This is a genomic window from Pandoraea sp. NPDC087047 (assembly GCF_044745225.1).
GTDB lineage: Bacteria > Pseudomonadota > Gammaproteobacteria > Burkholderiales > Burkholderiaceae > Pandoraea.
This window is the reverse complement of sequence record NZ_JBIUZU010000004.1, coordinates 267,377-293,631: the sequence shown is the minus strand read 5'-3', so window position 1 is coordinate 293,631 and position 26,255 is coordinate 267,377. Positions and strand designations below refer to the sequence as shown.

Annotated in this window: 22 protein-coding genes and 1 tRNA gene; 7 read left to right on the top strand and 16 right to left on the bottom strand. The window is 61.7% G+C overall.

From position 1 onward, the window contains the following. Window positions 1–38: 38 nt before the first annotated feature. Complete coding sequence (locus ACIPHM_RS09310; RefSeq protein ID WP_400327173.1) at window positions 39–1,304, bottom strand: flavin-dependent oxidoreductase; 1,266 nt, start codon at window positions 1,302–1,304, stop codon at window positions 39–41. 195 nt (window positions 1,305–1,499) lie between these two features. Between ACIPHM_RS09310 and ACIPHM_RS09305 the strand changes: the two genes are divergently transcribed. After that, window positions 1,500–2,456: a LysR substrate-binding domain-containing protein gene (locus tag ACIPHM_RS09305; protein WP_400327171.1), complete on the top strand. Its 957-nt coding sequence runs from the start codon at window positions 1,500–1,502 to the stop codon at window positions 2,454–2,456. Here ACIPHM_RS09305 and ACIPHM_RS09300 read toward each other — a convergent pair. The 3 genes from ACIPHM_RS09300 to ACIPHM_RS09290 form a co-directional block, all read right to left on the bottom strand. Further along, entirely contained in the window at window positions 2,444–3,529 is a 1,086-nt protein-coding gene (locus tag ACIPHM_RS09300) for a porin (RefSeq protein WP_400327169.1), read from the bottom strand. The two genes, ACIPHM_RS09305 and ACIPHM_RS09300, sit on opposite strands and share 13 nt — an antisense overlap. A gap of 106 nt (window positions 3,530–3,635) precedes the next feature. Beyond that, window positions 3,636–4,736, bottom strand: a complete 1,101-nt coding sequence (locus ACIPHM_RS09295; protein WP_400327167.1) for a M14 family metallopeptidase — start codon at window positions 4,734–4,736, stop codon at window positions 3,636–3,638. Then, window positions 4,718–6,079 carry an MFS transporter gene (locus tag ACIPHM_RS09290; RefSeq protein WP_400327165.1) on the bottom strand — a complete coding sequence of 454 codons (1,362 nt, stop codon included), beginning with the start codon at window positions 6,077–6,079 and terminating at the stop codon, window positions 4,718–4,720. The genes ACIPHM_RS09295 and ACIPHM_RS09290 overlap by 19 nt, the downstream gene beginning before the upstream one ends. Before the next feature lie 115 nt (window positions 6,080–6,194). Between ACIPHM_RS09290 and ACIPHM_RS09285 the strand changes: the two genes are divergently transcribed. After that, window positions 6,195–7,106 carry a LysR family transcriptional regulator gene (locus tag ACIPHM_RS09285; protein ID WP_400327164.1) on the top strand — a complete coding sequence of 304 codons (912 nt, stop codon included), beginning with the start codon at window positions 6,195–6,197 and terminating at the stop codon, window positions 7,104–7,106. Window positions 7,107–7,220: 114 nt separating this feature from the next. Here the strand turns inward: ACIPHM_RS09285 and ACIPHM_RS09280 are convergent, their stop codons facing one another. Both ACIPHM_RS09280 and ACIPHM_RS09275 read right to left on the bottom strand, forming a co-directional pair. Then, window positions 7,221–8,189: an SDR family NAD(P)-dependent oxidoreductase gene (locus tag ACIPHM_RS09280; RefSeq protein WP_400327162.1), complete on the bottom strand. Its 969-nt coding sequence runs from the start codon at window positions 8,187–8,189 to the stop codon at window positions 7,221–7,223. A 47-nt stretch (window positions 8,190–8,236) separates the two neighbouring features. Further along, window positions 8,237–9,214: an NADP-dependent oxidoreductase gene (locus tag ACIPHM_RS09275; protein WP_400327160.1), complete on the bottom strand. Its 978-nt coding sequence runs from the start codon at window positions 9,212–9,214 to the stop codon at window positions 8,237–8,239. A 129-nt stretch (window positions 9,215–9,343) separates the two neighbouring features. On the opposite strand from ACIPHM_RS09275, the gene ACIPHM_RS09270 reads away from it, so the two are divergent. Both ACIPHM_RS09270 and ACIPHM_RS09265 read left to right on the top strand, forming a co-directional pair. Next, on the top strand, window positions 9,344–10,336 hold the full coding sequence (locus tag ACIPHM_RS09270; RefSeq protein WP_400327158.1) for an AraC family transcriptional regulator: 993 nt from the start codon (window positions 9,344–9,346) through the stop codon (window positions 10,334–10,336). Further along, window positions 10,333–10,818, top strand: coding sequence for a LysR family transcriptional regulator (locus ACIPHM_RS09265; RefSeq protein WP_400327156.1), 486 nt, complete (start codon window positions 10,333–10,335; stop codon window positions 10,816–10,818). The genes ACIPHM_RS09270 and ACIPHM_RS09265 overlap by 4 nt, the downstream gene beginning before the upstream one ends. Window positions 10,819–11,165: 347 nt before the next feature. Here ACIPHM_RS09265 and ACIPHM_RS09260 read toward each other — a convergent pair. The 5 genes from ACIPHM_RS09260 to ACIPHM_RS09240 form a co-directional block, all read right to left on the bottom strand. Next, window positions 11,166–11,256 (bottom strand) — tRNA-Ser (locus ACIPHM_RS09260). Between the two features lie 113 nt (window positions 11,257–11,369). Continuing rightward, on the bottom strand, window positions 11,370–12,674 hold the full coding sequence (gene serS / locus ACIPHM_RS09255; RefSeq protein WP_400327155.1) for a serine--tRNA ligase: 1,305 nt from the start codon (window positions 12,672–12,674) through the stop codon (window positions 11,370–11,372). A gap of 240 nt (window positions 12,675–12,914) precedes the next feature. Continuing rightward, window positions 12,915–14,321, bottom strand: coding sequence for a replication-associated recombination protein A (locus tag ACIPHM_RS09250; protein ID WP_400327153.1), 1,407 nt, complete (start codon window positions 14,319–14,321; stop codon window positions 12,915–12,917). Between the two features lie 112 nt (window positions 14,322–14,433). Continuing rightward, a complete protein-coding gene (lolA, locus tag ACIPHM_RS09245) occupies window positions 14,434–15,084 on the bottom strand; it encodes an outer membrane lipoprotein chaperone LolA (protein WP_400327152.1) in 651 nt (216 codons plus the stop codon). A 5-nt stretch (window positions 15,085–15,089) separates the two neighbouring features. After that, window positions 15,090–17,411, bottom strand: coding sequence for a DNA translocase FtsK (locus tag ACIPHM_RS09240; protein WP_400327150.1), 2,322 nt, complete (start codon window positions 17,409–17,411; stop codon window positions 15,090–15,092). 292 nt (window positions 17,412–17,703) lie between these two features. Between ACIPHM_RS09240 and trxB the strand changes: the two genes are divergently transcribed. From trxB to ACIPHM_RS09225, 3 genes are all read left to right on the top strand, one after another. Beyond that, window positions 17,704–18,660 (top strand): thioredoxin-disulfide reductase, encoded by a 957-nt coding sequence (gene trxB / locus ACIPHM_RS09235; RefSeq protein ID WP_400327148.1) that lies wholly within the window; start codon window positions 17,704–17,706, stop codon window positions 18,658–18,660. A 113-nt stretch (window positions 18,661–18,773) separates the two neighbouring features. Continuing rightward, the gene (locus ACIPHM_RS09230) at window positions 18,774–19,457 is read left to right on the top strand and encodes a Smr/MutS family protein (protein WP_400327146.1); all 684 of its coding nucleotides are present in this window, start codon (window positions 18,774–18,776) and stop codon (window positions 19,455–19,457) included. A gap of 89 nt (window positions 19,458–19,546) precedes the next feature. Continuing rightward, complete coding sequence (locus ACIPHM_RS09225) at window positions 19,547–20,167, top strand: trimeric intracellular cation channel family protein (RefSeq protein ID WP_400327144.1); 621 nt, start codon at window positions 19,547–19,549, stop codon at window positions 20,165–20,167. 136 nt (window positions 20,168–20,303) lie between these two features. On the opposite strand, the gene ACIPHM_RS09220 is transcribed toward ACIPHM_RS09225, so the two are convergent. The 5 genes from ACIPHM_RS09220 to ACIPHM_RS09200 all read right to left on the bottom strand — a co-directional run bounded on the left by ACIPHM_RS09220 (window position 20,304) and on the right by ACIPHM_RS09200 (window position 26,201). Beyond that, a complete protein-coding gene (locus tag ACIPHM_RS09220; RefSeq protein ID WP_400327142.1) occupies window positions 20,304–20,642 on the bottom strand; it encodes a P-II family nitrogen regulator in 339 nt (112 codons plus the stop codon). Between the two features lie 101 nt (window positions 20,643–20,743). Next, window positions 20,744–22,852, bottom strand: coding sequence for an NAD(+) synthase (locus tag ACIPHM_RS09215; RefSeq protein ID WP_400327140.1), 2,109 nt, complete (start codon window positions 22,850–22,852; stop codon window positions 20,744–20,746). Between the two features lie 179 nt (window positions 22,853–23,031). Next, window positions 23,032–24,168: a GNAT family N-acetyltransferase gene (locus tag ACIPHM_RS09210; protein ID WP_400327139.1), complete on the bottom strand. Its 1,137-nt coding sequence runs from the start codon at window positions 24,166–24,168 to the stop codon at window positions 23,032–23,034. A 200-nt stretch (window positions 24,169–24,368) separates the two neighbouring features. Next, window positions 24,369–24,896, bottom strand: a complete 528-nt coding sequence (gene ppa, locus ACIPHM_RS09205; protein ID WP_400327137.1) for an inorganic diphosphatase — start codon at window positions 24,894–24,896, stop codon at window positions 24,369–24,371. Window positions 24,897–24,998: 102 nt separating this feature from the next. Further along, a complete protein-coding gene (locus tag ACIPHM_RS09200) occupies window positions 24,999–26,201 on the bottom strand; it encodes an alpha-hydroxy acid oxidase (RefSeq protein ID WP_400327135.1) in 1,203 nt (400 codons plus the stop codon). Window positions 26,202–26,255: the final 54 nt, after the last annotated feature.

Below are 26,255 nucleotides of genomic sequence, written 5' to 3'. Positions count from 1 at the left end.
ACATGATGTCTCCTTTCTAGTATGTGATTGCGGCGGCGTCAGCCAATGGTGGCCGGGTTCACCGTGTACGATTGACGGCGGTTCAGGGCCTCGACGGCGAAACCGGCCATGCGCTTAAAAGCGTCGGCCCGCTCCTGCAACTCCTCAGCGCTCAGCACGTCGTGAATGTTCGAAAAACCCTGTGGCGCCCGTTCCTCGACGATCTCCATGACCATCTCCGGACCGAGCGTTCGGTTCTGGAGGGCGATTTCACGCATCGGGGGCAGTCGCTCCGCTTCATAGCGGCACAGGCCTTCTTGCGGATCGTCGCGGCAAGCGGCGAGATGGAACGCCAGCGAGCGAGCGTCCACCACAGCCTGAGATCCAGCCTGCGAACCGACCGGGTGCATCGGGTGGGCGGCGTCGCCCAGCAGCGAAATCCGCCCGAACGTCCAGCGATCGACCGGGTCCCGGTCGACCTTTGGGAATTCGAAGACTTCGACGCCCGCAGCAATCAAGGACGGCACGTCGAGCCAATCGAAATGCCACGATTCGAACGCGTGCGCAAAGTTGGCCGGATCGACCTTGCGGTTCCACTCCTCACGCGGCGGACCGTCGCCGCTCTGGCCCAGCTCGGTAATCCAGTTGAGCATCACGCGCCCATCCGGGAGCGGCAGCATCGGGTAACACACCAGCTTCTGGTTGCGATGCCCGGCGATGATCATGGTCCTGCCAGTGAGGAATGGGTTGGCCGGCACAGCACAGCGCCACATCAACTGGCCACCGAAGCGCAGGGTCTGGTCGGGGTAGAAGTGTTTGCGAACGACTGAGTGAATGCCGTCGGCGCCAATGAGGACATCCCCGCGCACCGACGCTAGCGGTACACCGGTCTGGCTATCGACGAAGTGAGCGATGACGCCGGCCTCATCCTGCTCGAAGGCGGCCAGTTTGTGTCCGGGGTGAACGGCGTCGCCCCCTAGCCGGGACTGCGTGGCTTCGAGCAGAATCATCTGGAGCGTGCCGCGGTTGATCGCGTATTGCGGCCAGCGGTACCCGGCCAAACGGCCGCGCGGCTCGCTCCAGATGCGCTGGCCGCGCTTGCTATAAAAGGCGAGCTCTTCGATCGGCACAGCCTGACGGTCCAGCGCTTCGCCGAGTCCTAGCTCGGTCAGTTCCCGCACGGCGTTAGGTTGAAGATGGATGCCTAACCCCAGCGCCGTGATGTTCGGCGCTGCCTCGAAAACTTCGGCTTCAATGCCGGCGGCGTGCAGACTCAACGCGGCAGACAGCCCCCCGATCCCACCCCCAACGATGATGACTTTCATGTACTGACTCCATTCGAAAACGCACGTCCTGTTGAAGGGGAATCGTACGCCGCCCCCACAGAATTACCATTGAGTATTCGTTTGTCTGATATGATTATTTAGTTAAATCAGGTAGGGAAAATCCCCTAAATATCTGGATATTCATGGCTACTTTTCGTCATTGAAACTCCTAAATTCATATATCACTGAGGCTCCGTGGCAAAGCTTGATTGGTACATCAGAGCTGGACTGAAACTTCGTCATCTGCAAATGCTCGTGGCGCTTGATGACTTGCGGAATCAGGGAAAGGTGGCCGCCTACATGAACGTCACGCAGCCAGCACTCTCCAAGGCCATGGCCGAATTGCAGAATGGACTGGGGCATCAGATCTTCGAGCGCACGGGAAGAGGTTTGCGCCCCACGGCTTACGGCGAGGGACTCATTCGACATGCGCGCAAGATCCTTCAGGACCTTTCCGAGGCTGGTGAAGAATTGCACGCACTGGCGACCGGCACCTCACGCAAGCTTCGTGTCGGGGCGTTGCCCGCGAGCGCGTCGTGGCTTGTCCCGAAGGCGCTGACGCTCTTCAAGACGACCTCTCCCAAATCGTCTATCTCGGTACGGGAGTCGACAATGGATGTACTGCTCAATGAGTTACGTCTGGGCCATCTCGATCTGATCGTCGGCACACTGCCCACCAAGCAAATGGGGATCGACCTCGCGGAGGCCCCGCTCTTTGACGACGCGACTGTGCTGGTCACTCGCTCGGAACATCCTTTGGCGGTGCAAAAGAAGCCGCCGGATTGGGCCGAATTGGCCCAATACCCGTGGGTGCTGCCACCTCACGATTCACTCCTACGACAGCCGCTGCTCGTGGCGTTCGCCGCGTACGGCGTCGATCCGCCGACGAATTTCATCGAGAGCCTGTCGCTGAACGTTACGCTGAACTACGTCCAGAACAGTTTCGCCGTCGCTACCCTTCCGGCCTCGCTTGCCGCGATATACGCTGCGACGCAGACCGTCACGGTGCTACCCGTCCGGCTACCACGACTGGTGCGCCCAGTGGGATATATCTGGCTCAGGGGGCGCCCGCCTGCCGAGGGCGACGGGCTGTTCATACGTTGTCTCGAACAGGCGGCGCGTGAGCTTGCAGTCGACGCTCAAAACAGGTGACGGATCCCGAGCTGCACTGCCAACTGGTTCGGCGTGGACGAGTACCCGTTGGTCGTGCCCGGCGTCACGACAACGAAGTTGCCGGCCTGCTTCGCTCCTGCGAACGCATGTTGCCAAGTCCCCATCAGATAGACGTCGGTCCGCTTGGTAAAGCGGTAATCCGCGCCGGCGCTCACCATGTGGTACTTGCCGATGTTCTGGTCGATGAAGGTGTAGCCCACACCGGTACTGAAGGCCGGGGTGAACTGATAGAGGAAGCCGGCTTCGTATATCCGCGTAATAATTGCGGCCCCGGTCACGGTCGTAGCATTCGTGTATGAGTAGTTGGCATTGACTGAAGCTGCGCCGAATACCGCCCGTGCACCGAAGGCCGCCGTTTCGATCGTCGGCGCATTCAAGACAATCTGCGCGAGCGTTCCACCGAGCCCATCCGTCTTGGTGAACGCGCCGGCGAAGGTGAACGGGGCACCGCGCCCCGGATCGTAAGAGAAGCCGGCACTATAAAAACGTGGATTGCCCGGCGCACCAGCAAACTGCCCAGGCACGTTACTGAAGCCGTACATGAGGCCGACCGACACGCCGCCGATCTTCGGCGATTGGTACTTGATCGTATTGCTCATCGGCTCCCCTGCGTATCGATCGATGTCGTACGACAGGTGGAATGAGTAGGACGGCGCGAACTGAGCCACGTTCGTATAAAACGAAACGTAGTCGTAGATGAAGTCGTAATCACGACCCAATGTCAACGTACCGTAGGTGTCGCTCGACAACCCCACGTTGGCCCGACGGCCGAACAACGCGCCGCCGTTGTTGAGCTTCCCGCTGCCCAGATCGAAGCCACTTTCCAGATTGAATACCGCGCGAAGACCGCCACCGAGATCTTCCGTGCCCCTTAACCCGAAGCGGTTCACCTGGTTGACGCCACTGTCGAGCTTGACGGCACTCGAACCGTTTGTATTACTGATGTACGACACGCCCGACGAGATGAGACCGTAAAGCGTGACCCCACTTTGGGCATGCGCGCCCGCGCTGAGCGCAGACAGCAACAATCCCGCACAAGCCATTTTCTTCATTCTCAAGCCTCCAATTTATTAGTATTTCTAATTAATATTTGTATTTTTCTCTAAAAAATACGGCAACCATAAATCGCCGCGCACCACCCGGCTAATGGGTCAGACGTTATGCGTCTGCCAGCGAGGTCAGTGTCTGAAGCACGATGGTCCTGGTCTGCCCCCAGACCATGCCCTTCCATAGATCGCTGTCGCAGTAGAACGAGTCCCGGATTTTCTGCCGGACGTCGAACAACGCTTCGGCTTGAGATAGCTCGGGCCGCTCGAGGAACCACTGCGAAGCCCTGAGTTGATACATTGTTTCCGACATGGGCCGTGTACCGAATTCGAGCCCCATCAGCACTGCCTCGGCGTTCGAGCATTCGTCGTAAATGGTCGAGACCACCGAACCCGATACTTGCGGCGATATAGAGTCACCCTCGAACGGTGCGAACACGTCAGCCCCCCACCAGCGGCGTGCGCGTTCTACGTCGACCGGATTCTCACGTCCCGCATAGATCTTTTCGCCATGACCGAAGGGGCCCAGTCCGGTGTGAATATCGATCCACCCGACACGCTGCGACCGTGCCGCGTATTGGCGAAGAATGGCGCGCAACTGCACGTTATTCCAAGTTGGTTCGGTACCTCCGTAGAACATCCCCCCGGGGACGGAATACTGCCCCGAGGTCACGGCGCGTCGGAACGCCAGTTCGCCATGGTTCTCGATGTACAACCTCACTTCCGCTTCCACAGCATCGCTAGGCGGCCAGGTATCCGGAATGACGAGCTTGTGAACCTTGGAGTAATCTGCGTTCACTGGCAACGGATCGTTGAAATCGATGTGATTGCGATTCAGGTCGACGTTGTCCTGGTTATGACGTTGCAAGTACGAGAATCCGTAGGGATTCAACGCGTGGATCAGCAAGACTCCGATGTCCGACGTTTCGAGCTTCTGAATCAAAGCTTGATCCTGCAACATCGCGACCTGACAACCCGAGCCGGCAAACCCCTCGGGACCGTGGGTTCCCGACGAGACGATCAGGAGATGCTTCGCGTCGCGCCGTCCGAGATAAGCCACGTCGATGGCCAGTTCCTCGCCGAGCAAGCCGATATAGCCTGCCAGCGGATAAGACTCGACCTGCGCGCCCTGAGCATTGGCTACGTTCAGAAACTTGTTGCGCGCCTCGGCGTAACTTCCGGAGAAGTATGGGGTTACCGCGAGATGTTCCATTCTCTTTCCTGTTGAGCCGTGGTGCGATTGAAGGCGCCTTCGTTCCCTTTGTCGATATCAGTCCCGGTGTGGTCCTTCAGGTAATGGAGGCCGTATAGGGAAATGAGGGTCATGACGCCGAGGTACCAGGCCGGCGCCAGCGTTGTATTGAGCGCTGAGACGAGCCATGCGTTGGCAAGCGGTGCGAATCCGCCGAACACGGCCACCCCGACGCTGTACGTCACGGAAATCCCCGTCGCCCTCACGTGCATCGGGAACATTTCCGGCAGCATGACGATGCCGGGCACGCCCTGAATCACCAGAAGAGCGCTCAGAATCACCAGCACGCTCAGTAGTGCCATCGGCGTACGCCACTCCGTCAGCCAGAGGAACGCGGGAAACACCAGAACGATCAGTAAAAGACGCGACACCAGGATCAGGCGCTTTCGTCCGACCTTATCGGACCAGCGACCGACGATTGGGGACAGCACAAACGTCACCAGTCCGGTCAACGCAGCGCCGGTCAATGCCACCGTCGGCGCAATGTGCAACTCCTTGATGGCGTAAGTCGGCAAATAGAAGGTCGTGACATACGCGGCCGTCGTCGTTCCGATAACGTTGAAGATGGCGAATACGACGGTACTCCAATGATCGCGAAGCAACAGATGAAGACTTCCTTTTCGCTTCTGGCGTGTTTCGTCCGAACGGGAGAGTTGCGACACGTGCAGTGACTCATTCAGCCGGCGTCGGATATACATGCCGATCGGAGCAATCAAGAGCCCCACGATGAAGGGAATGCGCCACCCCCAACTGGACATCGATTTCGAGTCGAGCGAATAAGTCAACAGACCAACAATCAACGCCCCCGTCAGAATTCCAAGCCCCTGACTCGCCAATTGCCAGCTCGCCATATAGCCGCGGTTGGCCGGTGTTGAATGTTCTGCAAGCAAAGTCGTCGATGCACCGAATTCACCGCCCGCGGAGAAACCCTGAATCAATCGCCCGGCAACGATCATGAGCGCCCCTCCGATGCCAACCTGCGCATAAGTAGGTGCAATGGCAATCACGAGACAACCCAACGCCATGAGAAAGACCGTCAGCGTCATGGCTCGCTTTCGACCGGCGCGATCCGCGAAAACGCCGATGACCACGGCGCCGATCGGGCGCATGATGAACCCAACGCCAAAACTTCCGACAGCAAGCAATAGTTGGCTGTATGAATCCTCCATCGGAAAAAACAGCCGTCCGATGGTGATTGCCAAAAATCCGTAGACAGTAAAGTCGAAGAACTCCAGTGCGTTGCCGATCGTGATGGCTGTAATAACGCCGGTTCTACTCAGTGATTTCCCTCTGTTCGATGACATAAGTCAGCACTCTTTGTTGATTTGACAGAGGGAAATTAGAACAATCAAAATTAACAAAAAAGACAAAATTTTGTTTGTTACGTTAACTTTTAGGAAACACCCACAAGGCGCGAAAATGAAGCCTCAACAATTGCAGGCGTTTGTCGCAGTTGCAAACTGCATGAGCATTCGTGGCGCAGCGCGAGCGCTTGGCGTATCGCCACCAGCGATAACGAAAACGATGCGAGAGCTGGAAAGGGAATTGGATGCACCTCTGCTTGATCGCAGTGTCGCTGGCGTGGAACTGACGTTGTTCGGGCAGGCGTTCCTCGCACGTGCCAGGCTATTGCTGGACGACATGCAACGTGCCAGAGACGAGATAGCTCAATTGCGTGACGGACAAACGGGAAATCTACGAGTGGCCGTCAGCAGGCATCTGGCTGAGACAGTGGCAGCGCCCGCCTTTTGCGCTTTTCGGGCAAAGCGGCCCTCGATCAATTTGCGCCTACGGGAAGCTACGCTCTCACGCATGTTAGCCATGCTTGAGAAAGCTCAAGTCGACTTCGTCGTCTCGCACGTTGACCCGCAAGAAATCACCGGTGACGTTGAAGCCATCCCGCTGTTCTCGGTTCAACTGGTTGTCGGGCTGAGAAACCAGCACCCCCTGAGGCGACACCGCAACCTCGCGGCCCTGATCGATGCAGAATGGATTCTTCCCGGCGACGAAGCGGGCGAGCGATTTGATTCGGGACTGTTCAGATCGCAAGGTTTGCACGTTCCACAACGTGTGATGTGGTGCGACTCGCCTGTTATCGCCACCGAACTCGTCAGCCAGACAGATATGGTCGGACTCTTCGTTTTCCGAAAGGATAATTTTCTATTTCGGCGCCACGGCATTCGACAAATCAATCTAGTGAAGCCGCTGCCAACTCTACAGGTATGCGTGATTCATCATCGAGGAAAGGAACTGACTCCGTCGGGCAAGCAGTTCGTCGAAGCAATCAAGATGGTCGCACGTGACATGGACGTCGATGCACGAGATGATTGAGCGAAGCAAACAGTCTCTGGCGCGCGCATGAGGTTCCTTGCAAGCCGCCCCGTCGTCGGGAGACGGGGCGAGCATTGACGCCCGAATGCAGCAGTTTCTTTCGTTAGGCCGCAATCAGAACCGCTCACCGATCATCCTTTCACTCAAGGACCAGAGCGCTTCGGCGCGCTCCGCATCTACGGCGTATGCCATTACTCCCTTGCCCAAAGGGCCGTCAGGTTGATCGACGACGGGCGACACGCCGCAGTCTTCGCAGTAGCGACCGCCGATCTCCTCGGCATTCGCTACGACTGCCGCCCAGACTGATGTGGCAGCGCCCTGCGCCAATGACTTGTACTGGAAAGGTGAGCGCCCCTCAGTTGCCAGTGCCGCGTTGATTCGAGCGAGCATCAAATTCACCTCCTCAGGCGTCATGCTCCGATCAAGCGCCGTCTTGATGACACCAGGATGTACGGCAGTCGCGCGGATACCCCGCGTCCTATGTCTGCGATCGAATGCGACGGAGAACAGGATGTTCGCCGTCTTGGAGCGACCATAGGCGACGCCGGCGTCGTACGGCATATGCTCGAAATTGGGATCGATCAGATCGACGTCTGCCGTGCGATGCCCGGTAGACGAAAGGACAACCAAGCGTCCCCCGGTCGCGATGAGTGGCTCGATACGATTTACGAATGCAAAATGCCCCAGATGATTGGTGCCAAACTGAGTTTCGAATCCATCGACCGTATGTCCGTACGGCGTGCGCATAACGCCCGCGTTTGCGATCACCACATCGAACGACCTTCCGTCACGCATCAATGCGTCCGAACAGGCACGTACGCCCTCGAGAGAAGCCAGATCCAATGCCACCAACGATAACTCACCTCCGTTCGCGGCGTGCGTCCGAATTTCTGCGCCCGCTCGCCGGGCTTTGACAAGATCGCGTACCGCTCCGACTACGTGTGCGCCGCGAGACACCAACGCACGCGCCGTTTCCCAACCGAGGCCAGAGGACACACCGGTGACAAGTACGCGAATTCCCGAAAGATCTCGGTTCATCAAAACGTCACCTGTGGTGGACGTTGCTTCGAATGCATTCGTCATGAAAATTTCCTTAGTGACTGCGATATTGCTCGTGAGACGTCGGGCACTTACGTCCGACTTCCGGATGACTTTAAGGCTGCAATCGTCAGCACAAGTTTTCCGCTGACGTGGCCGGCGCGACTCCGTTCGAGTGCTTGTGCAGCTTGCGCGAGCGGATACGTCCCACTGACAACGGCTTTCAGCTCACCGAGATCAATCAGCCGGGCAATCATTTCGAGCACGGCCGTATCGCGATTGACGCTCATGTCGACGAACGAAAGGCGGATGTTTTGATTCGCGACAGCCGCCTTGCACGCAGCAACGGTCTGCGGCATTGGCACGATGGACGCCAATACACCTCCCTCACGAATGAGCGAGATGGAAGAAAGCGGTGCTTCGCCCCCCACTAGATCAACGACAGCATCGACGGCACGGACCGCGTCCTTCCATCGTGCGGACTGATAGTCGACGACCTCGTCTGCCCCGAGCGAGCGCAGCAAGTCGTGATTTCGGGCCGAACTTGTGGCAATCACATGGGCACCGTGACGCTTTGCGAACTGAACGGCGAAACTTCCGGTGCCGCCGGCCCCACCCTGAATGAGCACACGTTGACCGGCACGGATGTCGGCATGATTGCGCCCGAGGACCTCCCAAGCTGTCATCGCAGCGAGCGGGACCGCCGCCGCTTCATGCAATGCGATGCTTTTCGGCGCGCTCGCCACGATGTCCGCGGGTACTGCGGCATACTCCGCATAGGTTCCGCAGCGACCGATGAACTCGGCGCCGTACACGTGATCGCCAACCTGCAAGCCCACTGTGTCAGAACCCACTTCTCGAACAACACCGGCAAAGTCCATGCCGGGTGTGTAGGGCATCTGAACCCCTAGACCGACTTCAGGGCTCACGACGCGCAACCAATCGGCAGGATTCACTGCCGTGGCCGACAATTCAATAAGGACCTCGTTTACGCCAGGATTCGGACGATCAATGACGTCCTCCCGAAGTCGCTCCGGCCCGCCAAACTCGTGAAATCGCATCGCACGCATTCGATACTCCGATTTAATGATCCGTCCTGCTGTCGCGCTTGAGTGGCGAGAGCACGAATCAAGAATAGCGAAGCTCACTCAGACGATGAATGCTTGTAAATCTCCATTACATGCGCAATAGTCTCGCCCATGACGACTGAACCACTTTCGGAAATGCTAAGGCTGTTGGGACCGCAGTCCGTCCTGACAGGAATGCTTTGCGCGAGTGGCGCCTGGTCGGTCGACTTTGCGCCCCAGCCGACAATCAAGTTTTGGGGCATCGTCGAGGGTAACTGCCACGTCAGCATGGTCGACGGCACAACACTCCCCCTTCAAGCCGGTGACGTGTTGCTGATCCTGCAACCCACTTCCATGACCTTGACGACCGATTGGAACGCCACTCCCGTTAGCGTTGATCAGTTGTTATCGCGGGCGGCGGACGGCATTTGCCGGATCGGCGAAGGTGATGACTTCGTACTGATCGGCGGAACGGTGACACTGGACGCACGCGCTCGCTCACTACTGTTCGATGCGTTGCCCGCGTTTATCCACGTGAACGGCAACGCCGACCAGGCCGGACCCCTGCGCTGGATTCTCGATCAACTGATGCAGGAGCGCGCCGATCGACTGCCCGGCGCGGGCGCCGCGTCGGCGCAACTGGTGCAATTGATGTTCATCTACATTCTTCGCGCCCATCTGAAGCAGGATGGCGACGTCGCCCCGGGTTGGCTGCGTCTTGCCAGTGATCGACGTTTCGCGTCAATGCTCGCGCTCGTGCATTCTCAACCCGGAAAAGACTGGCGCTTGTCAGAGCTGGCGAACGCGTCCGGTATGTCGCGTGCGACGTTCGCCCTTCACTTCAGGACGGTTGCGGGCGTCGGTCCCGTTGGTTATCTTGCGCAATGGCGAATGCGGCTGGCCGAACAGGAACTGCGCAAGGGCGGCATCTCGATCGCGAAGCTGGCGGAATCGCTTGGCTACTCGAGTGAGAGTGCCTTCAGCCATGCATTCAAACGAGTGACGGGCTACCCACCGAAATCGGTTCGCTCGCGCGCCATGGATTCGAGACCGCACCGCCCTGCCCTCGAGTTGATGCTCCCCCCAGAGCCCGACGTAGATGCCTTCAACGACGAAGACTCATGATCACGTTCACGCAGATCGAAGCCCTGTACTGGGCGAACAAACTCGGCACCCACACCGCAGCATCCGAGCGCCTTCACACGACGCAGTCTGCCGTATCGAAACGTATTACCGAGATCGAGGAGTTTCTCGGCGCGGCGATGTTTGATCGCACGGGCAGAACGATGCAACTCACATCGAAAGGACGCGAAGTCCTGGAGATAGGCGAAGAGATTCTGCAATTGCGGGATCGCCTGCTCGAACGAATGGGCAAGCCCGTCGACGTTGTCCGCCGATATCGAATCGGGGTGACTGCGCTGATCGGGCTGACCTGGCTGCCGAAATTCGTGCAGGAAATGCGAGAGCGACACCCGCTCGTCTCAATCGAGCCTGAGATCGATCTGAGCACCGCACTGACCGCCAAGTTGCAACGTGCAGAAATTGACCTCGCCATCGTTCCGCTGACGTGGGCCGGCAGGCAGTTTGATTGGCGTGTTCGCTTTTAATGACCTCAAGGCTATTCTTGGTGCACAGGCCTTATCAGGTGATATTTCAGGAAAATATAAATTCTATCCGGTCGCATGGACTCCGATGTATTTTTGGCATTGGATGCCGTGGAGCGCTCAGTACCGGATTAAGGTGGACGATTGGGGACGTACTTCGGCCGCGGCGATGAAGCGAAACGCGGCCTCGTGACGCGTCACGACGGATGCCCCGCCGCCGAACAATTCACGTTGGGAAAACTACAGCTGATGAACCAACGCCATCGAGCAATTTCGACCTGGGTAGAAACGTGGGTTGCGACGCGAAAAACAAAAAAGCCCTTGAAAAATCAAGGGCTTAATCGCATGCTTGGCGGAGAGGGTGGGATTCGAACCCACGATACGGTATAACCGTATACCGGATTTCGAGTCCGGCGCATTCGACCACTCTGCCACCTCTCCAAGCGTTCTTTCTGCTTTGGTTCGCTGCCTGAGTGGCCTCAAGCAGCGAGAAAGAGATTATAGCCGAATTTCTTCTGCTGACAACCCTTTTTTCCAAGTTTTTGCGTTGCTCGTTACGCTGCCGGTTCCAGACGCTCGATACCACCCATGTACGGGCGCAGCACATCGGGCACCGTCACCGAACCGTCGGCGTTCTGATAGTTTTCCAGCACTGCCACCAACGCGCGTCCCACGGCCAGACCCGAGCCGTTCAGCGTGTGCACCAGCTCCGGCTTGCCCTGCGCGTTGCGAAAACGTGCCTGCATCCGGCGTGCCTGGAAGTTCTCCATGTTCGAGCACGACGAAATCTCGCGATACGTTTCCTGCGCCGGAATCCAGACTTCCAGATCGTATGTCTTCGCGCTGCCGAAACCCATGTCGCCCGTGCACAGCACCAACGTGCGGTACGGCAGCCCAAGCTTCTGCAAAATCGCTTCCGCATGGTCTACCAGCGTCTCAAGCGCGTCGTACGACGCTTCCGGACGCACCACATGCACCAACTCGACCTTGTCGAACTGATGCTGACGAATCATGCCCCGCGTGTCCTTGCCATGGCTGCCCGCCTCCGAGCGGAAGCACGGCGTATGCGCCACCATCTGCATCGGCAACGCATCGCCCGGCAACACCTCGTCACGCACCAGATTCGTCAGCGACACTTCGGCCGTCGGAATCAGATAGAAGTTCTCGATGCGCTCGCCATCCTCACTACCGACTTTGCGCGGCACCTTGAACAGGTCGTCCTCGAATTTCGGCAATTGCCCCGTGCCACGCATAGAATCGGCATTCACGATGTACGGCACATACGTTTCCGTGTAACCGTGCTCACCCGTGTGCGTGTCGAGCATGAACTGCGCCAACGCGCGATGCAAGCGCGCAATGCCACCCTTCATCACCGAGAAACGTGCGCCGGTCAGTTTCGCCGCCGCCTCGAAATCCAGACCCAGTGCTGCGCCGAGATCCACGTGATCGCGCGGCGTGAAGTCGAACGCACGCGGCGTCCCCCAGCGGCGCACTTCCACGTTCTGCGTCTCGTCCGACCCCACCGGCACGCTCTCGTGCGGCAGATTCGGCACGCCCAGCAGCAGATCCGACAGACGCGCCTGAATCTCTTCCAGACGCACCGTCGACGCCTTGAGCGTATCCGCAATGCCGGCGACTTCGGCGATCTCGGCCGAGGCGTCTTCGCCCTTGCCCTTCTTCATGCCGACCTGCTTCGAGAGCGCATTGCGACGCGCCTGAAGCTCCTCGGTTTGCGTCTGGATCTGCTTGCGCTCCGCCTCGAGCGCGGCAAGCGCCGTCACGTCCAGCGCGTAGCCACGCGTCTTGAGTCGCGCTGCAACGCCGTCGAGATCCTTACGAAGAAGTTGAATGTCGAGCATGGTGGGAAATCTTTTGTGAGCGGCCCACGTCAGTGAGCCATGAATTGGGTGTTGGCCATCGCCAGCGCGATTTTTTGTTGCATCCAACAATATTTGCGGGATTTTACCAAACGCGCGGCGCGATGACGTGATTTGGCACGTCCAGCCTCATGTCCGTCCGGTCTGCGCGGCTGGCGGACGACTACCGCAGAGACTGCGCGACGTGCACGATTCGGCCAAATGGATGACTCACTGGACGGCTCACGCGGATTCGTCGTCACCCGAATGAGCAGGCGGCGTTTTTTCAGAAGACGCCCCACCGGCTCCCGACGCCTTCACCGGCGCGTCGGATTTGCGTCCCTTGGCATTCGCACGACGCCATTCGGCATCGAGCGACTTCAGCCAGTTGAGCTTTTCCCCGATCTTGCCTTCCAGCCCCCGCGGCACCGGGCGATACCAGTTCTGAGCCCGCAAGTCGTCCGGGAAATATGTCTCGCCCGCCGCATAGGCATCGGGCTCGTCGTGCGCGTAGCGATATTCGTGTCCGTAGCCGAGCTCTTTCATCAGCTTGGTCGGCGCATTGCGCAGATGAATCGGCACTGCCCGCGATTTGTCCTTGCCGACGAACGCCCGCGCCTGGTTATAGGCGTTGTATCCGGCATTCGACTTCGGCGCCGATGCGAGATACAGAATCGCCTGCGCGAGCGCCAGTTCGCCTTCGGGCGTGCCGAGACGCTCGTACGTCTCCGCGGCGTCCAGCGCGATACGCGCCGCGCGCGGGTCGGCCAGACCGATGTCCTCCCATGCCATCCGGACAATCCGGCGCGCGAGATAACGCGGGTCGGCACCGCCGTCGAGCATGCGGCAAAACCAGTAAAGCGCGCCGTCGGGCGAGCTGCCGCGCACCGACTTGTGCAACGCGCTGATCTGGTCGTAAAACGCATCGCCGCCCTTGTCGAAGCGACGCAGATTCTCGGCGAGCACGCTGGCGAGCAGCGCTTCGTCGATCGTCTCCATGTCCTGCGACGTCGCCGCCTGCGCCACGATCTCGACGTTGTTCAACAACTTGCGGCCGTCGCCGTCGGCCGAATCGATCAGGCCCTGACGCGCCTCGTCGGTAAACCCGATATCGCCAAGCTCATGCGCCGCGCGCGTGACCATCTCGCCGAGTTCTTCGTCGTTCAGGCTCCTGAGCACGTAGACCGCGGCACGCGAGAGCAATGCGCCGTTCACTTCGAACGATGGGTTCTCGGTCGTCGCGCCCACGAAAATGAAAAGGCCGGATTCGACGTGCGGCAGAAATGCGTCCTGCTGCGCCTTGTTGAAGCGATGCACCTCGTCGACGAACACGACCGTCTGTTTGCCCTGCGCGCGCTGGATTTGTGCGGCCTCGACGGCGTCGCGAATGTCCTTCACGCCGGAGAGCACGGCCGAAAGCGCGATGAAGTACGCCTTGAAGGCATCGGCCATCAGACGCGCGAGCGTGGTCTTGCCCACGCCGGGCGGGCCCCACAGGATCATCGAGTGCGGACGGCCCGCTTCGAACGCCACGCGCAAAGGCTTCCCCTTGCCCAGCAGGTGACGCTGGCCAATCACATCGTCGATGGTATGGGGGCGAAGGCGCTCGGCCAAAGGCACCGAAGCCGACAGAGGGGCGTCGTTTGGCATGTTCTCAAGCAGCGCGGCCGGGGAATCCCCGGCCGCATTCGTCAATCGGATGACCCCATTATGCCAGCCCGAAGGCCGGCTCGTCCGCCAGGGGTCTCAGCGCACTCGGGGCTCAGCCCTTGATCACGTCGGCCCCCTTGGGCACCGTGAACTTGAAGTTGTCCGCCGGCAGCGGCGGATTCTTCTGCATATTGCTGAACGTGAGCAGGGTGACGTTGCCGAACGCGTCGTACAACTCCATCGCCGCCAGATTGCCGTCGCGAAAACCGATGCCCACGCGCTGAAACTGCGTGTCCTGCGCCTTCGGCTTGAGCTCCACCCAGTCGATGCCGTTCTTCACCCCGGCATCCTTGAGCGTGAAGCTCTTCTCGATGTCGTTGCTGCCGAACAGGATCGCAGCCGGACTCGCGCCGAGCGACGCCCCGAGCTTGCGCTCGGTCACCTGATTCAGGTCTTTATCGTAGACGTAAAGCGTCTCGCCATCGGCCTGCAACAACTGATCGTATGGCTTGGTGTAATGCCAGACGAAGCGGCCCGGACGCGCAAACTCGAACGTGCCCGACGCATTGTTCGTCACCTTCACCGCGCCATCCTGCTGGCCCTTGACCTGCTTCTGCTCGAACTCGCCTCGCGCCGTTTTCACCTGCGCCGCAAAAGCCTTGAGCTGTGCCGTGCCGCTTGCATAAGCGGGCGCGACCAGCGCTGCCAGCGTCACGCCAACAGCCCCTACCATGAGCGGCAAGCCGCGCTTGAATCCCAGCATGTTCCTTATTCTCCCTCGCGATTCGGCACCAGAATTTCCCGGTTGCCGTTGCTCGCCATTGCCGACACCACGCCGGACTGTTCCATCTGTTCGAGCAGGCGCGCCGCCCGGTTGTAGCCGATGCGCAAATGGCGCTGCACCAGCGAGATCGACGCGCGACGCTGCTTGAGCACCACGGCAACGGCCTGATCGTACAAGGGGTCGGACTCGCCGCCGCCCTCGCCAGTTCCGCCCACTGCGCCATCGACACCGCCGTCTTCACCTTCGGCCGCGCCGTCCAGAATGCCTTCGACGTAATTCGCCTCGCCCTGCTCCCTGAGCCGCTCGACCACGCGATGCACTTCGTCATCGGCCACGAACGCGCCGTGCACGCGCAACGGCAGCCCGGTGCCCGGCGGCATGTAAAGCATGTCGCCCATGCCCAGCAGCGTCTCTGCGCCCTGCTGGTCGAGAATCGTGCGCGAGTCGATCTTCGACGACACCTGGAACGCCACGCGCGTGGGCACGTTCGCCTTGATCAGACCGGTAATGACGTCGACCGACGGACGCTGCGTGGCGAGGATCAGGTGGATGCCCGCCGCACGCGCCTTCTGCGCAATACGCGCGATCAACTCTTCGACCTTCTTGCCCACGACCATCATGAGGTCGGCCAACTCGTCGATCACGACCACGATGTACGGCAGACGTTGCAACGGCTCGGGCTCGTCGGGCGTGAGCGAGAACGGATTCGGAATGTGCTCTTCGCGCTTCGCGGCGTCGTCGATCTTGTTGTTGTAGCCGGCCAGATTGCGCACGCCGAGCTTGCTCATCAACTTATAGCGGCGCTCCATCTCGGCCACCACCCAGTTCAGCGCATGGCCCGCCTGACGCATGTCCGTCACCACCGGGCACAGCAGATGCTGGATGCCTTCGTACATGCTCATTTCGAGCATCTTCGGATCGATCAGAATCAGCCGGACCTGCTCGGCCGTCGCCTTGTACAGCAGCGACAGGATCATCGCGTTGATCCCCACCGACTTGCCCGAACCCGTGGTACCGGCGACGAGCAGGTGAGGCATCTTCGCCAGATCGGCCACGACCGGCTTGCCGCCGATGTCCTTGCCCAGTGCGAGCGTCAGCAGCGACGACGAGTCGTTGTAGATCTCGGAGCCCAGAATCTCGGTCAGACGCACCGTCTGACGCCGCGGATTCGGCAACTCCAGACCCATGAAATTCTTGCCGGGGATGGTCTCGACCACGCGGATCGACACGAGCGAGAGCGAACGCGCCAGATCCTTCGCCAGATTCACGATCTGGCTGCCCTTCACCCCCGTCGCCGGTTCGATTTCGTAACGCGTGATGACAGGGCCCGGATACGCGGCCACAACACTCACTTCCACGCCGAAATCCTTGAGCTTCTTCTCAATCAGGCGCGACGTGAATTCGAGCGTCTCGCCCGACACGGTTTCCTGCGCCGCCGGTGCCGGGTCAAGCAACGCGAGCGGCGGCAGGATGGAATCGGGCAGATCGGCGAACAGCGGCGCCTGCTTTTCCTTCTCTACGCGTTCGCTCTTGGGCACGACCTTGACCGGCGGGACGATCTGCACCGGTTCATGGACTTCCGCCCGCACACGGTTCTGCACGATCGCGCCCTCACGCGCGATGGCCGCTTCCTCGCCCAGACGACGGTCCTGACGCGCCTCACGGCGGCGGCGGATCACGGTGCCGGTATCGAGAATCAGCGCGCCGAGCTTTTCGGCCGCGGACAGCCAGGAGAAATGGAACAGCAGCGACAGGCCGAAGGCAAAGATCAGCAGCAGCGCCAGCGTGCCGCCGGTAAAGCCGAGGGCGTGCTGAAAGAAGCCGCCGACGGTCTCGCCGATCACACCGCCCGAGGCGCGCGGCAATTGGGCCTTGAGACGATACAGACGCAGGGATTCGATGCCGGCGCTGGCGAGCAGCACCATCAGGGAGGAGACGATCTCCACCCATCCGCCACTCGCGAGGCGCTCGCGCAGCGGAGGCGCTTCGCGCCTGGCAGAAATCCGGCGGTAGCCAGAGACCACGCGCCGGGCGATGAACACGACCAGCCAGTAGGCGGACAGGCCGAGCATGAGCAGCAGCATATCGGCCACCCAGGCGCCGACGCGTCCCGCCCAGTTGGCGATACGCTCCACGTGTGCCGCATGCGTCCAGCTGGGGTCCAGACGGCTGTAGGAGAACAGCGCCATCAACAGGAACACCATCAGCGCGACCTGCGCCATCCAGCGGATTTCATGGAAAAGGTGCGTCACCCGATTGGGTAACGACGATCCGGCACCAGCAGAGTAGGAAGATTTCGTCGTCATCAAGCCATGCGGTTGGGCGGGCAGACAGGCGGCCTGCCGCGCGGCAATGCTCCATTGTAAACAACTATTACATTCGTTAAGGAATGAAAAGGTGACAAGCCGTAACGCGAGGGCCGGGTCGGTATCGGCCGCCCGCAGGCTATCACGCCGATTGCGAGGCTCGATCAACGAAACGACGGCGGCCCCTTATAATGCTGCTTTGCGCCATATCCTCTGTCGCCCCTGCCGCCACGTCGGGGCGGGGTACGAGGTCCGGCGCCAGCTCCCATTCCCTTTTGCGGTGAGTTCGTCCATGTCTGCTGCCAAGCACGCCAAAGTCCTGATTCTCGGTTCCGGCCCCGCCGGTTATAGCGCCGCCGTGTATGCCGCGCGCGCCAACCTCAACCCCGTGCTGATCACGGGTATCGCCCAGGGCGGTCAGTTGATGACCACCACGGACGTCGAGAACTGGCCCGGCGACCCGACCGGCGTGCAAGGCCCCGAGCTGATGGCCCGTATGCAGGCGCACGCCGAGCACTTCAACACCGAGATGATTTTCGATCACATTCATACGGTGCATTTGAACGAGCGTCCGCTGCGTCTGATCGGCGACTCCGGCGAGTACACGGCCGACGCCCTGATCATCGCGACCGGCGCCTCGGCGCAGTACCTCGGCCTGCCGTCCGAAGAAGCCTTCTCGGGCCGTGGCGTTTCGGCCTGCGCCACGTGCGACGGCTTCTTCTACCGCGGCAAGGAAGTCTGCGTGGTCGGCGGCGGTAACACGGCCGTGGAAGAAGCGCTCTACCTCTCGAACATCGCCAGCAAGGTGACGGTGATTCACCGCCGCGACAAGTTCCGCGCCGAGCCGATCCTGATCGACCGTCTGCTGGAAAAGGCCAAGCAGGGCGTGGTCGAACTCAAGTACGACAGCGTGCTCGACGAAGTGACCGGCGACGACACCGGCGTGACCGGCATTCGCATCAAGAACGTCAAGACCGACGCCCATGAAGACATCGCGCTGCTTGGCGTGTTCATCGCCATCGGCCACAAGCCGAACACCGATATCTTCGACGGCCAACTGGAGATGAAGAACGGCTACATCGTCACGCACAGCGGCCTGAACGGCAACGCCACGGCCACCAGCGTGCCGGGCGTGTTCGCAGCGGGCGACGTGCAGGATCACGTCTACCGTCAGGCCATTACCAGCGCCGGCACGGGTTGCATGGCCGCGCTCGACGCCCAGCGTTACCTCGAAAACCTCGACCAGTAATCGCCCGAGCGTCGTGCTGCGGCGCCCCCGCTGTGTGATCTTTCATACGGCCGGGGCGCCGTTATCATTTGCTCTGCCCCCTTTGTCTCTTTACCGTCCTTGTTCGCACGACCATGAGCAAGAAGCCACCGAAACTCAGTATCAGCGACCTCGCCCACCTGCGCGAAACGCTCGCCAAGGAGACGGCCGCACGCGAAGCCGAGCGCATCGCCGCCGCCAAACGCGCCGCCCAGGCCAAGCGCGACGCCAATGTGTTTCGCGACAGCATCGGCGACATCGCCCCGCTCACCGGCAAGGGCGCGGCCAATCGCGTGGAGCATCCGCGTTTTCCGCCTGAGCCGGTCGCGCGTCAGACCCGCGAAGACGAAGCGGCCGTGCTGCACGAGTCGTTATCGGACGAATTCGACCCCGAAGCCCTGCTCGATACGGATGATCGGCTGTCCTACCGCCGTCCCGGCATCAGCCAGGACGCCCTGCTCAAGCTGCAACGCGGCGATTGGGTGGTGCAGGCGCAGATCGACCTGCACGGCATGCGTCGCGACGAAGCCCGCGAAGCGCTCTCCGGCTTCCTTCAGGACGCCGTCAAGCGCGGCCTGCGCTGCGTACGCGTGATTCACGGCAAGGGCCTCGGCTCCGTGAACCGCGAACCGGTCCTCAAGGACAAGGTGCGCAGTTGGCTCGCCCAGAAGAACGAAGTGCTGGCATGGGCGCAAGCGCAAGGACGCGACGGCGGGGGAGGAGCGCTGGTAGTATTGCTCCAGGCTTCGCAGTCCAGAGCGCCACGCGCGAGCGACTGACCGCAAATTCCATCGCATTCCGCCGCAGATCACGACGTTTGACGAGGGGCCGCTCCCGGCCCTAACAGGATTCGCCGATGATTCATGAGATGAGCGCTCAACTGCATACGATTCTGGCCATCATGGAGGCCATCGCCGTATTGTCGTGCGCCATCTCCGGCTTCGCCGAAGCGCGCAAGCAGCATCTGGATCCGGTCGGCGCTTTCGTGCTGGCCTTCGCAACCGCCTTCGGCGGCGGCACGTTGCGCGACGTGCTGCTCGACCACCGTCCCTTCTACTGGGTCCAGCATCAGTGGTACTCGGTCATCATCCTCGTGCTCTCGCTTTTCACGTCCGCCGTGCTCAAGCTCGTCTCGCGCGTGGCCACCGAGCGCGTGTTGCTCATTACGGATGCGATCGGCCTGGGGTTCTTCAGCGCCTCGGGCACCTCGCTGGCGCTGCAGACCGATATGTCGGCCTTCATGTCGGTGATGATGGGCGTGATCACCGGCGTGGGCGGCGGTGTGATCCGAGACATCCTCTGCAACGAGGTGCCGCTGGTGCTGCGCGACACGCGTCCCTATGCCGTGTGCGCGTTCATCGGCGGATGGATCTATATCGCGCTGACGTATGTCGACCTCGATCCCGTCTACACGCTATCGATCAGCGCGTTTTCCGTGATTTTCGTGCGCCTCATTACCGTCGCGTTCGACGTCCGGCTCAAGTCGTAACGCTACCCGCGAACGGAAAGCCCCGCCCCTCCAAACGCCAAAGGGCGACACCGCTCTCGCAGCCGTCGCCCTTCGTTGTCTTGCCCAGCACGCCGCCACGGCACCCCGGCACTCTGTGATACCCGGACCGCCGGTATCAGACCGCCTGTTCGCCTTCTTCGCCCGTGCGGATACGGATCACGCGCTCGACATCGGTCACGAAAATCTTGCCGTCGCCGATCTTGCCGGTGCGCGCGGCGCCCAGCACGGCGTCGATAACCTGCTCGGCCTGAGCGGTGCCCACCACGACTTCGATCTTGATTTTCGGCAGGAAGTCGACCACATACTCGGCACCGCGGTACAGCTCGGTATGGCCCTTCTGACGGCCAAAGCCCTTCACTTCCGTGACGGTCAGACCGGTCACGCCGACTTCGGCCAGCGCTTCACGGACTTCGTCGAGCTTGAAGGGTTTGATGATGGCAGTTACGCGTTTCATTGTCGCCTCGATATCTTGGTTGGATGTTCTGAAAATTCGCCGGGCTATTGTACCGGGCCGGGCACGGCACGCCGATGACAGCGTCTGCGCCCTCAGCAGGCTCAGGCGTGCGGATCGTCGGGCACCGTCTCCAGATCCGCGAGCCACACCACCGATTCCGAGTCGCTCGGCGCGCGCCAGTCGCCGCGTGGCGAGAGCGAGCCGCCCGTGCCGACCTTCGGTGCGTTCGGAATGCACGAGCGCTTGAATTGGCTGGTGCGGAAGAACCGGTCCAGGAAAATGCGCAGGTTGCGCTTGATCGCAACCAGATCGTAAGCGTTGCGCGACAGATGCCCTTCGTCCGGCCAGCGCCCCGTCGAGGCGTCGTGCCACGCGCTCCACGACAGGAACGCCACCTTGCGCGGCGCGTAGCCGAAGCGCAGCGTGTAGTAGAGGTTGAAGTCCTGCAACTCGTACGGACCGATGAAGTGCTCGGTGCGTTGTTCAGGCGCGCCGTTGGCCTTGCCCGGCACGAGTTCCGGACTGATTTCCGTCTCGAGAATATCGATGAGGACGTTGCGGCGCGCTCCGGCGTCCTTGCTGTCCCTGGCGCCTTTCGCGGACTTCGCCGACGCCGCACCGCCCAGTTGCCCGGTCTCGGCCACCCAGCGCACGAGGTGCATGATGAGTGTCTTGGGTACGCTGGCGTTCACGTTGTAGTGCGACATATGATCGCCGACACCGTACGTGCACCAGCCCAGCGCCAGTTCGCTCAGATCGCCCGTGCCGATGACGATGGCGCCCAGATGATTGGCCAGACGGAACAGGTGATTGGTGCGCTCGCCCGCCTGCACGTTCTCGAAGGTGACGTCATAGACTTCCTCGCCCTTCGCGAACGGGTGATCGAGGTCCTTAAGCATCTGCATGCAGCTCGGACGGATATCGATCTCGCGCGCCGTGCATCCGACGGCTTCCATCAGTTCGCGCGCCTGACGCAGCGTGCGCTCGCTCGTGGCGAAGCCCGGCATCGTGTACGCCAGAATATTCGCGCGCGGCAGGCCGAGCCGGTCCATGACCTTCGCGCAGACGAGCAGCGCATGCGTGGAGTCCAGCCCGCCGGACACGCCGATCACGACCTTCTGAATCTTCGACGAGGCGAGACGCTGCATCAGCGCCTGCACCTGAATGTTGTAGACCTCGTGGCAGCGCTCGTCGCGACGTTGCGCATCAGCCGGTACATAGGGGAAGCGTCCGATGGCGCGCGCGAGCGGCAGTTCGGCCTCGCGCGGCAGCGTGACGTCGACCTTGATCGTGCGAAAGCGCGCGACTTCGTCGGCATGGCGACGCACCGACACGCCGAACGTCGTCTGATGCATGCGCTCGCGCGCGAGGCGTTCGAGATCGACGTCCGCAAAAATCAGATGCGACGCGCTGGCGAAGCGCTCGGACTCTGCCAGCAGGTCGCCGTTTTCATAGATGAGCGCCTGGCCGTCCCAGGCAAGATCGGTCGTCGACTCGCCCTGCCCGGCCGACGTGTACAGATATGCCGCGAGGCAGCGTGCCGACTGTTGCGCGACGAGTTGATGGCGATAGGCCGACTTGCCGACGACGACGTTCGAGGCCGACAGGTTGACGAGCACCGTGGCGCCGGCCAGCGCGGCGAACGACGACGGGGGCACCGGCACCCAGACGTCCTCGCAAATTTCGCAATGAAAACGCAGCAGCGGCTGATCGGCGGCTTCGAAAATGAGCGAGCCGAACGGCACGTCCTCGCCCAGCAGCATCACCGTGTCGACGCCCGCGTCGTCCGCGGCGTTGAACTGACGCGCTTCGTAGAACTCGCTGTAGTTCGGCAGGTAGGTTTTGGGAACGACGCCGTGAATGCGCCCGCGCGCCACGACCACTGCGCAGTTGAACAGCCGCTGCTGCACGCGCACCGGCATGCCGACGATCAGCGCCGCGCCCAGTTCGCGGCTCGCGGCCACGATATCGGCGAGCGCAGCGTTGCAGGCGTCGAGCAGGGCGCGCTGCTGGAACAGGTCTTCGCAGCTATAGGCCGGAATGCCAAGCTCGGGGAAGGCGACGAGCACCGCGCCTTCGGCATCGGCCTGCTTCGCGAGGGCGATGGTCTGCGCAGCGTTGAAAGCGGGATCGGCGACGCGGCATTGCGGCACTCCGACGGCCACACGCGCGAAATCGTGATTGTAGAGATTGAGAAATCGGTTGGTCATGTCGGCGGCTACCATGCATCGCCCGTGTGCCGCGACGTCGGCAGGCGTGGCAACCGTGGGCTGGCGCGCCCGCCCGGCGCAAGGGCGGGGCGTGGGAATCGCCAGTATATTACGCGAGGCCCCGCCTTGCCGGGGCTCGCCTCATACGACACTCCACGCGATACCGCATGCGCAGCCCGTCAGGGCGCCGGACGTTTGAACGGCGTATGCGCTTCGAGCTCGCCGATATGCTCGTCCATCGCCGACGTCTCCCGGTCGAGAAAATCTTCGATGGCTTCGGCAAAGCGCGCGTCGGCGATCCAGTGAGCGGACCATGTGGGCGTCGGCAACAGCCCGCGCGACATCTTGTGCACGCCCTGCGCCCCGCCCTCGAAGCTGCGCAGTCCGTGGGCGATGCAGTATTCGATGCCCTGCGCGTAGCACGTCTCGAAGTGCATGCCGGAGACGAAATCCGTTGTGCCCCAATAGCGGCCGTACATCGTGTTGCCGCTCACCACATTGAGCGCGCACGCCAGGGGCTCGCCGTCGCGCTCGGCCACCACGAGCAGCAGCGTGTCGGGCATCGTTGCGTGCACCTGCCCGAAGAACTCGCGGCTCAGATACGGCGCATTCCAGTGCTCGCGGTAGGTGTTGTCGTAGCACCGATAGAAAAAGTCGAGCGCTGCGGCGTCGATCTGCGCGCCGCGCAGCCACCGATACGTGACGCCTGCCTCGCGCACGCGCCGACGGTCCTGCTTCATCTTCTTGCGCTTTTCCTGGTTCATTTGCGCGAGGAAGTCGTCGAACGTGGCGAAGCCCGGATTCTCCCAATGGAACTGCACGCCTTCGCGCAGCAGATAGCCCGCTTCGGTGAGCGCCGCCAGATCGTCGTCGTGCGTGAACAGCACGTGGATGGACGACAACGCCAGTTGTTTCGCGAAGGCAATCGCGCCACGCGCCAACGCCACACGGTCGGCGTGCGTGCGCGCGAGCAGACGCGGGCCTGTCACCGGCGAGAACGGCACCGCGCACAGCAGCTTCGGGTAGTACTCGAGACCGTGGCGCGCGAAGGCGTCGGCCCAGGCGTGATCGAAGACGTACTCGCCACGCGAATGCGATTTGACGTAAAGCGGCATGGCGCCCGCCAGCACGTCGCCGGCATGCATGAGCAGATAGGCCGGCTGCCAGCCGGTGCGCTTCGACGCGCATCCCGTCGTATGCATGGCATGCAGGAAAGCGTGCTGCACGAAGGGGTTGTCGCCCGCGAGCGCGTTCCACGCGTCGGCCGGCACGTCTTCAATCGATTGCACTACACGGATGACTACGTCGCTGCTCACCGCTCACCTCGTCTGCGATCCTGCTGGCCGCGACGCAAAGACGTCTGGCCATGGATCTGAAATTCCCGAACTGGCAGCCATTGTCGCCGAACTTGGCGCGGCTTTCAGGCGGCCAACAAAAAACCCGGCACACGGCCGGGTTTTGCTGGCGTCGACACGCGGCGCCACGAACCACCATCGCAACGATGGCGGAACGTCGCTTACTTCTTGGCGTTAGCCACGCCCTCGACGATTTCCTTGTGGGCGGCTTCAATGCCTTCCCAGCCTTCGACCTTGACCCACTTGCCCTTCTCCAGCGCCTTGTATTGCTCGAAGAAATGCTTGATCTGGTCCTTCAGGTAGCCCGGCACGTCGTCGATCGACTTCATGTGTGCCGTCATCGGGCAGATCTTGTCGACCGGCACGACCACCAGCTTGGCGTCCACGCCCGACTCGTCGGTCATGTTGAGCATGCCCAGTGCGCGGCAGCGAACCACCGAGCCGGCCAGCAGCGGGAACGGGGTCACAACCAGCGCGTCGACGGGGTCGCCGTCGCCCGCCAGCGTTTGCGGAATGAAGCCGTAGTTGGCCGGGTAACGCATGCCCGTGCCGATGAAGCGGTCAACGACCAGCAGGCCCAGATCCTTGTCGGCTTCGTACTTCACCGGGTCGCTTTGCGCCGGGATCTCGATGATGACGTTGAAATCGGTGGGGATGTCCTTACCGGCAGGCACGTGGTTGAAGCTCATGATGGCATTCCTGTGTATGAAAAAGGGCATGCCGCCGCACGGCGTGCACGCCCGCCAACCTGCCGGATGCCACGCCGCCCGACGGCAATCGGGCGCGAAACATTATAGCGGGTTTGCCTGATTTGCCCGGCCCGCTTCGTTCGTCTGCAGAGACGGCAGCCTGGCCAGCCGCTGCGGCGTGAGCGCGTCCACACTGGCGCACCCGAGCAGTTGCATGGTCGTGCGCAATTCGCCGAGCAATAGCGCCAGCACCCCGGCCACGCCCTGCCCGCCGCGTGCGGCCACACCGTACAACGGCGCACGCCCGAGCAACACGCCCTTGGCCCCCAGCGCGACGGCCTTGGCCACGTCAGCCCCCCGCCGCACGCCGCCGTCGAGGAAAACAGACATGGCCGGCGCGCTGGCGCTCAACGCGTCGACGATCGTCGGCAACACCTCGACCGGCGCGAGCGTGCTGCCCAATTGCCGTCCGCCATGATTGGAGACGACGATGCCGTCAGCGCCATGGGCTTGCGCCTGCCGGGCGTCGTCCACCGTCAGAATGCCCTTGACGAGTACTTCCCCCGGCCAGTGACGCCGCACCCACGACAGATCGTCCCAACTCAGCGACAAGTCCATCTGACGGCTCAGCATCGCGGCGTGCCTCGCCAGATCGGCCCGCTCGCCCACGCTCTGCGCGATGTTACGCAACTGCGGCGCGCCGCCCGTCAACATCTGCCAGCTCCAGTGCGGATGCCGCATGCAGTCCGCCACGAGCCGCGGAGTCAACCGCAGCGGCAGCCTGAAGCCGTTGCGCGTGTCGTGATCGCGCTTGCCGTGCACCGGCGTGTCGACGGTCAGCATGAGGGTGCGAAAGCCCGCCTCGCGCGCCCGCCGCATCATGCTCTCGGCAATGCGACGATCCTGCTGCACGTAGAGTTGCAGCCACAATTCGCCGTCCGGGACGGCGGCGCGCACGTCTTCGAGCAGCGACGTCGACGCCGTCGACAGCACGAACGGCAGTCCGGCATCGGCCGCAGCACGCGCGAGCAACTCGTCGGCGCGCGGCCAGAACAAGCCGTTGAGCCCGGTCGGTCCGACGGCCATCGGCGCGGCGGCTTCGCGTCCCCAGAACGTCGTCGCGCTCGACGTTTGCGACGTATCGCTCAGCACGCGCGGCGCAAAGCCCCACTGACCGAACGCATCGCGGTTGCGGCGCAGCGCGTCGCCATCTTCCGCGCCGCCCTCCAGATAATCGAACGCCAGCTTCGTCAGACGCCGCCGGGCAGCCCGGCGGTAATCCTCCACGCAGGAAAATGCGTGCATTGCTCCCCCTGTCCTCATGTCTCCGCGCGGCGATCGTGTTCGCCACGCGGTCTC

Bases quoted from the DNA above. Each gene is read 5' to 3' on its own strand.
- ACIPHM_RS09310 (WP_400327173.1), bottom strand. From the start codon at position 1,304: ATGAAAGTCATCATCGTTGGGGGTGGGATCGGGGGGCTGTCTGCCGCG.
- ACIPHM_RS09300 (WP_400327169.1), bottom strand. From the start codon at position 3,529: ATGAAGAAAATGGCTTGTGCGGGATTGTTGCTGTCTGCGCTCAGCGCG.
- ACIPHM_RS09295 (WP_400327167.1), bottom strand. From the start codon at position 4,736: ATGGAACATCTCGCGGTAACCCCATACTTCTCCGGAAGTTACGCCGAG.
- ACIPHM_RS09290 (WP_400327165.1), bottom strand. From the start codon at position 6,079: ATGTCATCGAACAGAGGGAAATCACTGAGTAGAACCGGCGTTATTACA.
- ACIPHM_RS09285 (WP_400327164.1), top strand. From the start codon at position 6,195: ATGAAGCCTCAACAATTGCAGGCGTTTGTCGCAGTTGCAAACTGCATG.
- ACIPHM_RS09280 (WP_400327162.1), bottom strand. From the start codon at position 8,189: ATGACGAATGCATTCGAAGCAACGTCCACCACAGGTGACGTTTTGATG.
- ACIPHM_RS09275 (WP_400327160.1), bottom strand. From the start codon at position 9,214: ATGCGTGCGATGCGATTTCACGAGTTTGGCGGGCCGGAGCGACTTCGG.
- ACIPHM_RS09270 (WP_400327158.1), top strand. From the start codon at position 9,344: ATGACGACTGAACCACTTTCGGAAATGCTAAGGCTGTTGGGACCGCAG.
- ACIPHM_RS09265 (WP_400327156.1), top strand. From the start codon at position 10,333: ATGATCACGTTCACGCAGATCGAAGCCCTGTACTGGGCGAACAAACTC.
- serS (WP_400327155.1), bottom strand. From the start codon at position 12,674: ATGCTCGACATTCAACTTCTTCGTAAGGATCTCGACGGCGTTGCAGCG.
- ACIPHM_RS09250 (WP_400327153.1), bottom strand. From the start codon at position 14,321: ATGCCAAACGACGCCCCTCTGTCGGCTTCGGTGCCTTTGGCCGAGCGC.
- lolA (WP_400327152.1), bottom strand. From the start codon at position 15,084: ATGCTGGGATTCAAGCGCGGCTTGCCGCTCATGGTAGGGGCTGTTGGC.
- ACIPHM_RS09240 (WP_400327150.1), bottom strand. From the start codon at position 17,411: ATGACGACGAAATCTTCCTACTCTGCTGGTGCCGGATCGTCGTTACCC.
- trxB (WP_400327148.1), top strand. From the start codon at position 17,704: ATGTCTGCTGCCAAGCACGCCAAAGTCCTGATTCTCGGTTCCGGCCCC.
- ACIPHM_RS09230 (WP_400327146.1), top strand. From the start codon at position 18,774: ATGAGCAAGAAGCCACCGAAACTCAGTATCAGCGACCTCGCCCACCTG.
- ACIPHM_RS09225 (WP_400327144.1), top strand. From the start codon at position 19,547: ATGAGCGCTCAACTGCATACGATTCTGGCCATCATGGAGGCCATCGCC.
- ACIPHM_RS09220 (WP_400327142.1), bottom strand. From the start codon at position 20,642: ATGAAACGCGTAACTGCCATCATCAAACCCTTCAAGCTCGACGAAGTC.
- ACIPHM_RS09215 (WP_400327140.1), bottom strand. From the start codon at position 22,852: ATGACCAACCGATTTCTCAATCTCTACAATCACGATTTCGCGCGTGTG.
- ppa (WP_400327137.1), bottom strand. From the start codon at position 24,896: ATGAGCTTCAACCACGTGCCTGCCGGTAAGGACATCCCCACCGATTTC.
- ACIPHM_RS09200 (WP_400327135.1), bottom strand. From the start codon at position 26,201: ATGCACGCATTTTCCTGCGTGGAGGATTACCGCCGGGCTGCCCGGCGG.